The 10,946-nt window shown below is 66.4% G+C and carries 11 protein-coding genes; 2 read left to right on the forward strand and 9 right to left on the reverse strand.

Annotated features, from left to right (window positions below; all coding sequences use genetic code 11):
• Nucleotides 1–41: 41 nt before the first annotated feature.
• Nucleotides 42–1,439, forward strand: coding sequence for a sulfatase (locus tag MMSP_RS00210; RefSeq protein WP_020784980.1), 1,398 nt, complete (start codon nt 42–44; stop codon nt 1,437–1,439).
• A 17-nt stretch (nt 1,440–1,456) separates the two neighbouring features.
• Here the strand turns inward: MMSP_RS00210 and MMSP_RS00215 are convergent, their stop codons facing one another.
• Nucleotides 1,457–2,248: a trans-aconitate 2-methyltransferase gene (locus tag MMSP_RS00215; RefSeq protein WP_036425857.1), complete on the reverse strand. Its 792-nt coding sequence runs from the start codon at nt 2,246–2,248 to the stop codon at nt 1,457–1,459.
• Nucleotides 2,249–2,404: 156 nt separating this feature from the next.
• Between MMSP_RS00215 and MMSP_RS00220 the strand changes: the two genes are divergently transcribed.
• Nucleotides 2,405–3,625, forward strand: coding sequence for a S9 family peptidase (locus tag MMSP_RS00220; RefSeq protein ID WP_020784982.1), 1,221 nt, complete (start codon nt 2,405–2,407; stop codon nt 3,623–3,625).
• On the opposite strand, the gene eccE is transcribed toward MMSP_RS00220, so the two are convergent.
• The 8 genes from eccE to MMSP_RS00260 form a co-directional block, all read right to left on the reverse strand.
• Nucleotides 3,612–4,625, reverse strand: a complete 1,014-nt coding sequence (gene eccE / locus MMSP_RS00225; protein ID WP_012392516.1) for a type VII secretion protein EccE — start codon at nt 4,623–4,625, stop codon at nt 3,612–3,614. The two genes, MMSP_RS00220 and eccE, sit on opposite strands and share 14 nt — an antisense overlap.
• A complete protein-coding gene (gene mycP3 / locus MMSP_RS00230) occupies nt 4,615–6,039 on the reverse strand; it encodes a type VII secretion system ESX-3 serine protease mycosin MycP3 (protein ID WP_020784983.1) in 1,425 nt (474 codons plus the stop codon). Before mycP3 ends, eccE begins: the two co-directional genes overlap by 11 nt.
• A complete protein-coding gene (eccD, locus tag MMSP_RS00235) occupies nt 6,036–7,454 on the reverse strand; it encodes a type VII secretion integral membrane protein EccD (RefSeq protein WP_086084877.1) in 1,419 nt (472 codons plus the stop codon). The genes mycP3 and eccD overlap by 4 nt, the downstream gene beginning before the upstream one ends.
• A gap of 71 nt (nt 7,455–7,525) precedes the next feature.
• Nucleotides 7,526–8,422, reverse strand: coding sequence for an ESX secretion-associated protein EspG (locus MMSP_RS00240; protein ID WP_015354282.1), 897 nt, complete (start codon nt 8,420–8,422; stop codon nt 7,526–7,528).
• Nucleotides 8,423–8,430: 8 nt separating this feature from the next.
• On the reverse strand, nt 8,431–8,721 hold the full coding sequence (locus tag MMSP_RS00245; RefSeq protein WP_012392512.1) for a WXG100 family type VII secretion target: 291 nt from the start codon (nt 8,719–8,721) through the stop codon (nt 8,431–8,433).
• Nucleotides 8,722–8,749: 28 nt separating this feature from the next.
• A complete protein-coding gene (esxG, locus tag MMSP_RS00250) occupies nt 8,750–9,043 on the reverse strand; it encodes a type VII secretion system protein EsxG (protein WP_011739406.1) in 294 nt (97 codons plus the stop codon).
• A gap of 36 nt (nt 9,044–9,079) precedes the next feature.
• On the reverse strand, nt 9,080–10,633 hold the full coding sequence (locus MMSP_RS00255; RefSeq protein WP_020784985.1) for a PPE family protein: 1,554 nt from the start codon (nt 10,631–10,633) through the stop codon (nt 9,080–9,082).
• Between the two features lie 2 nt (nt 10,634–10,635).
• On the reverse strand, nt 10,636–10,944 hold the full coding sequence (locus MMSP_RS00260; protein WP_011739404.1) for a PE family protein: 309 nt from the start codon (nt 10,942–10,944) through the stop codon (nt 10,636–10,638).
• Nucleotides 10,945–10,946 lie beyond the last annotated feature (2 nt).

Consider the following 10,946-nt stretch of genomic DNA (forward strand, 5'->3'; position numbering starts at 1 on the left):
TATCGTCGCCGCCGCGAGCGCGCTGAAGGGGTGAGGCCAAGATGACGGGTGCGGGCAGCGGCAGCAACGACGGCGGGCAAAATGTGCTGATCGTGCACTGGCACGATCTGGGGCGCTACCTGGGCGCCTACGGCCACCGCGATGTCGACAGCCCGCGGTTGGACCGGCTCGCCGGCGAGGCAATCCTGTTCACCCGCGCGCACGCCACCGCCCCGCTGTGCTCGCCATCGCGCGGCTCGCTGTTCACCGGCCGCTACCCGCAGAGCAATGGCCTGGTAGGTCTGGCCCATCACGGCTGGGAGTACCGCTCCGGTGTCCGGACCCTGCCCCAGTTGCTCGGTGAACATGGCTGGCATTCAGCGCTTTTCGGGATGCAACACGAGACTTCGCAGCCGAGTCGACTGGGCTTTGATGAGCTGGACGTCTCGAGTTCCTACTGCGACTACGTGGTGGACAAAGTGCAGAACTGGCTGCATGAGGGCGTCGCAGCCCTTGCCGGGCAGCCGTTTCTGCTCACCGCCGGGTTCTTCGAAACTCACCGCCCCTACCCGCACGAACGCTACGAGCCCGCGGACAGCTCGACCGTCGACCTGCCCGACTACCTGCCCGACACCCCCGAAGTGCGTCAGGATCTTGCGGATTTCTATGGCGCCATCACCACCGCGGACGCGGCCGTCGGCCGCATCCTGGACACGCTCGAACAGACCGGGCTGGACGCCAGCACCTGGGTGGTGTTCCTGACCGATCACGGCCCGGCCTTTCCCCGCTCCAAGTCGACGCTGTATGACGCCGGTACCGGCATTGCAATGATCGTCCGTCCGCCCAAGCGCCTGGCGGTGCCACCTCGGGTCTATGACGAATTGTTCAGCGGGGTCGACCTGCTACCAACCCTACTGAGCCTGTTGGGAATCGACATTCCCGCCGATGTCGAAGGCCTCTCCCACGCGCACGCGCTGATCTCGCCTGAGGCCGACGCGGATGGCCGGCCGGTTCGTGAGCATGTCTACGCCATGAAGACCTACCACGACTCGTTCGATCCCATTCGGGCTATCCGCACCAAGGAATACAGCTACATCGAGAACTACGTCTCGCGGCCAATGCTGGATTTGCCCAAGGACATCGAGGAAAGCCCGTCCGGGCTGGCGGTCGCACCCCTGGTTTCGTCACCGCGTCCGGCGCAAGAATTGTATGACCTGCGCAGCGACCCCACCGAGACCGCCAACCTGCTGGCCGGCGAGGGCGCCGCGTCCGCGGATCCTGTCGCGGCCGAACTGGCGGCGCTCCTCAACGATTGGCGCCAGAGCACCGGGGACGTGATCCCTTCGGATTTCGCCGGTTCCCACATCGCGGCGCGCTATACCGAAACCTACCTGAAGAGCCATCAGCCGACGCCACGCGAGGACTCGTCAGCGGCGGCGGACCGTGACATCGAAGGTTAAGTCGCACAGGACAATAACTAGGAAACGTCAGCGGAGCGGCGGGCGCCACCCACCTCGGCCACGATGAACAACCGCCGGAAGGGGAACATGGTCGTGCCATCGGACCGCGGCGGATAGGCCTCATCCAACAGCGGAATCAGTTCTTGGCGGAACTGTTCCCAGCTCACGTCGTCGAGCCGTTCCCGCGCCGGAACCAGCGCGGTGCCGGTAATCCATTCCAGCACCGGATTCTTGCCGGTGAGCTGGTGCAGATAGGTCGTCTCCAAGGCATCGACCTTACATCCGGCGTCCATCAACAAACCTGCGCAGCTTGCCGGTGAGCCGACCACGGCACCAACCCGAAATGGTATGTCGCGCATCAGTTTTGCATAGTGTTCGCGGCGGGCCAGCGCACGCACCACAGCATGCGATGGTGTTTCGAAGTTCCCCGGAACCTGAACCGCGATCCACGATCCGTGCGGCAGCTCCGTTGCCCACTGGACCATCAGGTCGGCGTGTTCGGGCACCCGGTGCAACGCGGCGCTGCTGATCACCACATCGGTGTCAGGCTTCGGCTTCCACGTGCGCAAGTCGCCTGTAGTGGAATCGATTCCACGTTCCCGGGCGGCCGCGACCATCTGCGGCGAACTGTCCCACGCTTCGATGATCGCCTCGGGCCAGCGTCGCGCCAGGTATCGGGTCAAGTTGCCCGGCCCGCAGCCGAGGTCGACCACTCGGCGCGCCCGTTTGGCACCTATCCGCGAGACCAGGTCATAGAACGGGCGGCCGCGATGATCCGCAAAGGCTAGGTAGACGTCGGGATCCCACATATCGGTCCTCCTGATCAACACCGTCGCCAGATGGGTGCCATAGGACAAACCTACTTACCGAAAACGCCCCTAACACGCACCCAAACCCACGCAGAAATTGACGATACTGTCGGAACAACCCACGCTCTGGGATATCGACGCGATAGCATCGACGGGATGTCGGAGATTTCGGAGACGTCCGGGACTTCTGAGACCGATCCCATTGATCCGCCGGTCCCGATTCCCGATGTGCCCGGCGGGGAAGCCGGTGCCGAAGGCCTGCCCCCACTGTCGGCGCTGTCGCTTCGGCAACGCCTCGTTGTCGAGTCATCGGCAGTCGGCGATATCGCGCTACGCACCTACGCGTCCTCACTGCTGTCCACCACCGTGGCACCCGCCGTGGTCGCTCACGCACTGCGCCGCCTCGACTCCGGTGGTGAGCGGGCAAACCTGAATTTCTATGCCGAGCTCGCGGCCGAACAAGATCCACGCAAGTCCTTTGCGGCGCCCACCGAATTGCCCAGGATTTCGGCCCGCCCGGCCAGCCCGCTGGCGGAGTGGATCGCCCGTGGCAGCGTCGACGACATCTCTTTCACCAGCGGCTTTCGCGCGATCAACCCCAACATGCGCCAGCACTGGAGCGCACTGACTTCCAACAACGTCGTACGCGCGCAACACTGGCGCCACGACGACGGGCCACGGCCCACCCTGTGCGTCATTCATGGCTTCATGGGGTCGTCGTACTTGCTCAACGGACTGTTTTTCTCCCTGCCGTGGTATTACCGATCCGGCTATGACGTGCTGTTGTACACGTTGCCTTTTCATGGGAAGCGAGCCGAAAGATTCTCGCCATTTAGCGGTTTCGGATTCTTCGCAAGCGGGTTGAGCGGTTTCGCCGAGTCGATGGCCCAAGCGGTGTACGACTTCCGGTCTATCGTGGACTACCTGCACCACACCGGTGTCACGCGAATAGCACTGACTGGCATATCGCTGGGCGGCTATACCTCCGCGCTGGTGTCGTCGGTCGAAAACCGGCTAGAGGCCGTGATCCCGAACTGTCCGGTCGTCACACCAGCAAAGCTATTCGAGCAATGGTTCCCGGCCAGCAAACTGGTCCGGCTCGGACTGTGCCTGTCCAGCATCAGCCGCGGCGAGCTGGATGCCGGGCTGGCGTTTCACAGCCCGCTGAACTACCGGCCGCAACTACCCAAGCACCGCCGGATGATCATCGCCGGCCTGGGCGATCGGATGGCTCCACCCGATCACGCGGAAACGCTTTGGGAACACTGGGATCGCTGCGCGCTGCACTGGTTTCCCGGCAGTCACGTGCTACACGTGAGTCAGTTGGACTATCTGCGGCGGATGACCGCGTTCCTGGGCGACTTCATGTTCGACTAGCGGTTTCGGTCGGCGCAGCGCGGTGCAACCCGGCACCCGGGGTGGACCACACCAGCCGCATCAGCAGGTTCTCCGGCGCGTCGGCGTATCCGTCGAGCGCACGGGTGGAGGACAGTTCCATGGCCGCAAGCGTGGGCCCATGGTTTCCCCGTTGCGGTATCAGGGTGGCCAACGGTGCTGCGACGGCCGGTTGCTCATCGGTGCGGAATGCGCACGCGGCGGCAACCGAATAATCGGCTCCCGACCGACCGCGCGCGGCGATCTCGATGGCCATCCAGGTTTCCAACGCCGGATGCGACCAGATCTCGGCCAGTGTGTCGGGCAGCGCAGCGTCCACAATCACCCGATATGCGGCCAGATACTCCGAGTCGCCGTGCTGCACGCCCCGCCAGGTCTCGCGGAGAGCGTGATCGGAGTCGGGATCCAGCAGCGACGGCAAGTCCTCGGCCGCGACCAAGCTGACCTCCCAGCCGATCTCGCGCAGGTGATCAGCGAGCCGGCGGGCGGTAACCCGGGCGGTCTCGTGCAACGGGATGCGCGCTGCGCGAGCCTGCAGCGCCGCCAGGTTGGTGGCCGCCGACACCGTCAGTCCGATCCAGGTCTGAGTTTCACCCGACCCGGTGGTGCGGCCGGTGATGCGAATCGCGTCAACGCGGATGCCGTAGCAGTTCAGGTATCGAGCTATTACCGGCAGCGGCAGCACGTCGATGTCGGAGGCGGGCGGCCCGATGCGCAATGTCACCGTCGTGCTGGTGTCGGCTTCGGCCCCTGGCTCAGCGGGCCGACGGCGCATCATCGCCACTCGCCGGTGCAGGATGGTTGTCAGGTAAAGCCCGCGCCACCAGGCGAAGAGCACGATCACGACGAAGGCGGCGATGCCGATCAGCCAGTAGTCCCTGCGGGAATGCCAGGGATAGGCCATCACGGCGGGCACCACCGCGAGCAGCGCCAGGGTGATCCGCCCGGAGCCCGGCCGAGGTATGGATCGATCAAAGCTCACGCGCAGTCCTTCCTTCGGCGTCCTTGCGTCGGCGCGCTATTGCCACGGTCGCCGCTACACCCGCAACGAGCACCGTCAAGGCGGCGGCGCCGGCGAACGCCACGTTTCGTGGGGTGGTGTTCCGCGGCTGCGGTGCCGGCGGAACTGACACCGGCTTTGCCGGTGCCACCTGCGGCGCACCCCCGTCGGCGGCGGGCAGCTCCCAGGTCAGCGCCGCCGCTGGGTCCAGAATTCCGGCTCCGACGACGTTGGACGGATCCCTGGCACCGTTGTGTGCCGTGGCGGTGAGGCGATGCATCACCTGCGCCGCGGTCAGTTCGGGATACTTGCTGCGGACCAGTGCGGCGACGCCGGAGACGTAGCCTGCCGCGTAGCTGGTGCCGCTGAGCGGCGTCAGTTGCTGGCGCTGGTTGGGCAGGCCGTTGGCCAGACCACCGCCGCCAGCGTTGCTCACCGAGACAATGTTTTCGCCGGGAGCGGCGATGCCCACCCACGGCCCGGCCATGGTGAACTTCGACGGCTGTCCACCCGCAGTCAACGATGCCACCGACAGCACGTAGGGCTGCCACAGCGACGGGATCGACACCGAGGTGACGCCGGCCCAGTTGCGCGGATCGTCCGGATGGCTCAGGTCGGTCAGCGGATTGGACTCACACGTGCCGCCGCTGCCCGAGCCACCAGCTCCGCTGTTGCCGGCGGCGGCCACAATCACCACGTCTTTGTCCACGGCCGCATAGCGGATCGCGGCGCCGAGCGCGGCCTGGTCGACCTGGCGGTCCGCCGGCAGACAGGTGATCGAGGAAATGTTGATCACCCGCGCGCCCCGGTCGGCGGCATGCACAATGGCCCGCCCCAGGGCCGCGACGTCGATCGTCGCTCGCTCCACCGAAGGATCCCCGCCGCTCGAGCGGGCCGAGAACTTGTCCGATGTCACTCTGATGGACAGCAGGCGTGCCGCGGGTGCCACGCCCGAGAAGCCGTCGTTACCGGGCTGGCCGGCGACGATCCCGGCGACCAGGGTGCCACGGCCATCACAGTCGGTCAGCCCGTCCGTCGAATCCACGAAGTCGCCACCGGCATCGACGTTGGGTAGCCGTGGGCCCGGCTGCACGCCGGTGTCCAGGATTGCCACCAGCTGACCTTCACCACGCGAAAACTGCCATGCGGCAGGAAGGTTCAGCATCGCTTGGCTGGCTCCCGGGACGCTGATGTCGGTACCGGGGATCAGCCCCGAGACGCTGCAGGCGCCACGTTGCTCCATCGTCTGTACGGGCCCGGGGGTGCCGCTTGGCGGCTGCACCGAGTCATCAACCGCCGGAGGGCTGATCGCCGATACCGGCGGCGCGGCCCACAACGCACCCGTGGTGAAAATGGCCAGAATTGCTGTGAGGCAGGCCGAACCGGCCCGCTTCATCGATTGAGCACCCAGGTGAACAAGCCCACCAGATACGCCATGACCGGGATAAGCGAGGCGTCCAAGCCCGCGGCGAGGAAGCCCAACAGCCGCCGCAGCGGCAGCGAGTAGCTTTCCGGCGACGCGATGACGGGATTCAGTGCGACCACAACCCAGGCCACCGCCAGCACGGCCAGCACCACCAATGCGCCGAAGGCGGCAATGAAGTGGCCGGTCGCGGCGTAGAGCACCAACAGCGTCCCGCCTACCAGATAGGGCTGGGTGAGCAGCCATGCCTTGCAGGCGGCCGAATCCCAAATTCGGGCGCGCAACGTAGCGGTCGCCGCGGTTGCCGCGACCACGTACCAGCCCAGAGCGCTCACCGTGTCCGGGCGCAGCGCGATTGCCACCGACCCCAGCACGCTGAGCAGTACGGCCGCGGCGATGAAACCGCTCTGGTGGGCGTCACTGACCCGCACCCGCCGCGGCAGGTCTTCCAACACTCGCAGCGATGGAGCCGACGGGGTGGGGTCCCCCGGCGCCGGGATCACCGGCAACGGGAAGCGCGCCCACACCGCGGAGAGCTGAGCAGACTGGATGGTGACCAGCAGCGCCGCCACGATCAACCCGCAGCCAATGCTCGACACCGGCAGCTGCCAGAGCAGTTCGGCGCCGGCCGCAAGCAACAGCGCGGCCCCGACCACAGCCACGGCGGTGAACAGCGCGACGATGCGCTCACGCTGCTCACCGGGAACCATCAGACAGATCAGCGACCAAGCGGTCACGCCGGCGGCCGCGAGCAGCACCTGCGCGGCACCAAACGATCCGGGCACCGCCAGCGCCAGCGCCGCGCCGACGGGCGCCAACGCGGCGATCGACAATGCGATACCGGTTCGTGGCGAACGGGCGCCCAACAGCAGACCGGCCAACGCCATGGCCACCGCGATCACACTGACGATGAGCAGTCCGGCCAGTGCACCGGTGGCCGCCCGGTAGGCGACCGCCAGCCCGGATCCCGCCAGCGCCACACCGATCAACGCCGCCAGCGCGCCGCGTTGCAGATGCCGGGCGTCCCAGGGCCGCAACCGCGAAGTCGAGAAGATCATGGCCGCGTCGGCGATGTCCTCAACGATTCCCGGCGCGGCCGGACCGGTGGGTACCGGCTGCAGCACGAGCAGATCGCCGTCGACCACCCCGACGGTGTCCAGGCTGGCGTCCAGGCTGAACGGCGCCCCACCGACGGGCGCCAGGCTCAGATGTCCAGCTATGCCCAGGTCGGCCGATCCAGCGTCACCGTCTTCGGCCACCGGAATCACCAACCGCTGTACGGCAGGCAGGATTTCGCGTAGCGGTAACTCCGCGGGCAGCGCAACTTCCGTCAGCCGGCTGTCCGCCAGAATCGCAACGCGGACGATCGGCATGACGGTGCCGGACATCATTGGGCCCTCGAAAGGCGCTGCGGCCGTTGCTGGGACATCATGCTCTCTTTCTCATTGCTAGGAGGTCACTAGGAGGGTTGACTCGAGAAATCTCGGGACAACCTTTGGCCGGGGAACCACTGGCCGTCCGGCAGGTTGGCGATCAGTTGGTCTATCGCGACCGCTGTCGCGAAGGGAGTCCCGGCGCTGAAGGTGGAAACCCATTCACCGTCGAAGGCGCGCGACGGGCTGACCAGCACTCGCCCCGCGGTGGTATCGACGATGCTCAGGCCGACGTCGGTGGTGGTGTGCTCGCCGTCGCGATTGCAGCCGGCGACAATCTCGACGTAGCTGCGCGGCCCGGAGAAGACGGCCTGGACCACCGGCCGCGCCGAAACTGGAATGCCGAGGTAGTCGAGAACCTCGTCGAGCGACTCGCCGGAGCGCAACCGCTCATCGGCTCTGGCACCAACCCGCATCGGCATGCTGAATTCCTCGAAGCGGGCCGGCGGCCGGGCCGACAGTCCGACGCCGAGCACCGGAACCAGGGCCCTGGGGTCGTCGATGTCCATTGCCGTGAAGGTGACCAATTGGGCCTTACGCAGCGCGACAACGGTGTTGAAGCTCGGGTGGGCCTTGCCGGCCTTGCCCATGATTCCGGCACTTTGCGCCACGATGCCGCGCAACAGATCCTCGCCGCCGTTGCCCGTGCCTGGACCCACGTAACGCAGGTCCAGCCACCGCTCAGGAAAGCAGACCACTTTGATCCACTCGGCCACCGCCGGATTGACCACACCGTCCGAGGACAACAGACCTAGCTGGGTCAGCTCATCTCGTTGCCGCGCGAAAAAGGCACTGCGCTGGGCCTCATCGCTGTAGGGCGTGGTGATCGCGAGCACCCACGGAAAGGTGCCCGCGCCAACCATCTCCGCAATGAACCACGCGTTCTCGACCGTGAGTTCAACTGCGTTGGGCATTGACTCCATTTAAAGGATTAGCCGCCCCATTTTGCGGCTTCGGACGTGTCGCGAGCCAGCATGGCCATGGTGTTGGCTTCGTGGGTTCCAGACATCGACTGGTAGGCCCGCACCAGGTCTTCCATCGCCTGGTTCCACTGCGCCTGCCACGCCTGGTAGGTCACCCCGGTGTCACCCTGCCAGGCGCTGGACAACGCGGCCTGCTCGGCGGAGATGTCGGCACCCAGCCCCTGCATCGTGCCGGCGTAGCCCGACATGTCCCCGGCGTGGGCCAGCATCGCCGGGTAGTTGTACATGATCTGTGACATCACAAACCCTTTCGTTCTATGACTGAACTCAGAAACCGGTGTACGCAGAGGCGGCCGCAGCGTCGGCAGCCACATAGGTGCCGGCGGCTTCGCCCAGGTTCGCCTGCGCGATATCCAGCAAGGTGTTCACCTTGGCGGCTGCCGCGACGAAACGCGCGTGGGCGGCCTGAAAAGATGCCGCGGACTCGCCCTGGTGAAAAGCCTGCGCCGACAGCGCAGCCTGCTCGGCCTGGCTGATGGTGTGGCGCATCAATCCGGCCTTCGCACCAAACGCTGCCTGCGACGCCACCAACTGTGGAATGTGTGCATCCAAAAGACTCATAACTATCTCGTTGTCTCCTCTCGGCGTGGGTTTCGGTCACTCACTTTGTAAACCGTCTTCTCTCCCTTCCTGGGGGCTGTCCCAGCTGCCCGGCACCATCGGCATCCGGGGACCGTTTCCAAATTCGTCCACCGCGAGCTCCGTCAGGCCCGCGGCCTGCAACACCGCCTCGGTGGATACGGTGCCGGCGAAGCCGAATTGCCCGGCCCCACGCTCGGACGCCCGTGCGGCGTCGTCGGTCGCCGCCGGCCCGGTGACACCATTTGCGTCCATATCCAGGAACTCGTCGCCGTAGTCCCGCATTTCGGTTCGCCGACGTCGCCGGCTGCGCGCGGAGGCCCGGCTGGCCGCCGCCGCGCCGGCCGCCGGGATGGTCGCAGCCGGCGCCTTGGCACCGCTTCGACCGCCTACCGTTGGCCCCAGGCTGGGACCCCAATCACCGCTGCCACCAACGGCATAGAGAAAACTCGCCGGCGCCGGAGCGCCCGGGCCCGGTGGCGCAGTTCCGGGTGCGCCGGCGCCGGCGCCCGACGCAGGAGCCCCCGCGGAGCCGGTGCCCGGCGAAGCGAGGCTGGCCGCCGGGAACACAGACTTGGCAGTGACGGCCGCGGCGGCCAGTGGCGCGGCCGCGGCCGGTACCTCCGCCGCAATCTGGATGGGCGTGAACGCTATGGCGCTCAAGGCCAGACCCGGCGCCGCCGGCAGCAGGAAAGGAGAACTCAAGATCAGGGCCCAGGTCGGCCAGCCGACGAGGTTGAAGAAAATCTGATAGCTCAACGCGAACAACAGTGGGCCGTAGGTGATGATGGCCTGCAACGGGTTGGTCAGGAACGCGATGATGATCTTGATCGTGTTTCCGATTGGGTCCTGCAGGAATTCCCAGATCAAATCGAACATCCAGGTGTTGAACCCGGTGTAGGCATTCCACAGATATTGCAGCAACTGCCAAAGCAACTGCCAGGGGTCGGAGCCCCCTGCCGCTGCGGCCCCGGACTGCGCCTGGGCCGCGTCGGCGGCAAGGTGAGCCACCTGCCCACCGCCGGGGTTGACCACCTTCGGCGGCGGACCGGTGCGCGGCGCCGAGGCCAGCGCCGCACCCGCAGTCGCCTGATACAAACCCATGGTGGTAGCGGCCAGCACCCACATCCGAACGTAGTCAGCTTCATTGAGCGCGATCGGAATCGCATTGAGCCCAAAGAAGTTTGTTGCGACCAGGACACCGTGCAGGGCGTGATTTGCGCCCAGCTCGGTGAGCGTCGGCATTGCCGCCAACGCGCCCGAGTAGGCCACCGCAGCGGCCTCGTGCTCGGCCGCCTTGCCGGCACCATCGGCGCTGGCCTGCAGCAGCCACGCCACATACGGAAGATGCGCGGCCACGTACTGGAAACCGCTTGGCCCCTGCCAGGCTCCCGCTTGCACCGCCGCCAGTACCTCACTGAGTTCCGCCGCTGTCAAGGCATACTCGGCGCTGAGCGCGCTCCAGACTCCGGCCGCTGCAAGCAGCGAAGCCGGGCCGGGACCGCTACTCAGCATCGCCGAATGCACCTCGGGTGGCGACGCAATCCAGATAGGACCGGCGGCAACAGCCATTGTCAGGCGCCTGCGATCCCGTAGGTAGCAGCGGCAACCGCATCGCCGGCGAGATAGCTCACGCCGGACTCACCCACGCCGAGACCGGCTCGTCCCAACTCTTCGACACCCTCGGCCGCCACCGCAGCGTGCTCAATGCCTTGGGCACTGAACCCGGCCGCAGTCTGCAACGACACCGGATCGACCGCGGCGGGCACCACCGCTGAGATCACTGGGGATGCGCTTGCGTGCGCAGCCGCCAGCCGGGCGGTCAGCGCTTCCACCGCAGCACTAGCCGCGGCCAATCCCTCCGGAACCACTCGCAACGTCATGA

This window comes from Mycobacterium sp. 012931 (assembly GCF_000419295.1).
Lineage (GTDB): Bacteria > Actinomycetota > Actinomycetes > Mycobacteriales > Mycobacteriaceae > Mycobacterium > Mycobacterium marinum.

Bases quoted from the DNA above. Each gene is read 5' to 3' on its own strand.
- MMSP_RS00215 (WP_036425857.1), bottom strand. From the start codon at position 2,248: ATGTGGGATCCCGACGTCTACCTAGCCTTTGCGGATCATCGCGGCCGC.
- MMSP_RS00260 (WP_011739404.1), bottom strand. From the start codon at position 10,944: ATGACGTTGCGAGTGGTTCCGGAGGGATTGGCCGCGGCTAGTGCTGCG.
- eccD (WP_086084877.1), bottom strand. From the start codon at position 7,454: ATGTCCGGCACCGTCATGCCGATCGTCCGCGTTGCGATTCTGGCGGAC.
- MMSP_RS00255 (WP_020784985.1), bottom strand. From the start codon at position 10,633: ATGGCTGTTGCCGCCGGTCCTATCTGGATTGCGTCGCCACCCGAGGTG.
- esxG (WP_011739406.1), bottom strand. From the start codon at position 9,043: ATGAGTCTTTTGGATGCACACATTCCACAGTTGGTGGCGTCGCAGGCA.
- MMSP_RS00240 (WP_015354282.1), bottom strand. From the start codon at position 8,422: ATGGAGTCAATGCCCAACGCAGTTGAACTCACGGTCGAGAACGCGTGG.
- mycP3 (WP_020784983.1), bottom strand. From the start codon at position 6,039: ATGAAGCGGGCCGGTTCGGCCTGCCTCACAGCAATTCTGGCCATTTTC.
- MMSP_RS00210 (WP_020784980.1), top strand. From the start codon at position 42: ATGACGGGTGCGGGCAGCGGCAGCAACGACGGCGGGCAAAATGTGCTG.
- MMSP_RS00245 (WP_012392512.1), bottom strand. From the start codon at position 8,721: ATGTCACAGATCATGTACAACTACCCGGCGATGCTGGCCCACGCCGGG.
- MMSP_RS00220 (WP_020784982.1), top strand. From the start codon at position 2,405: ATGTCGGAGATTTCGGAGACGTCCGGGACTTCTGAGACCGATCCCATT.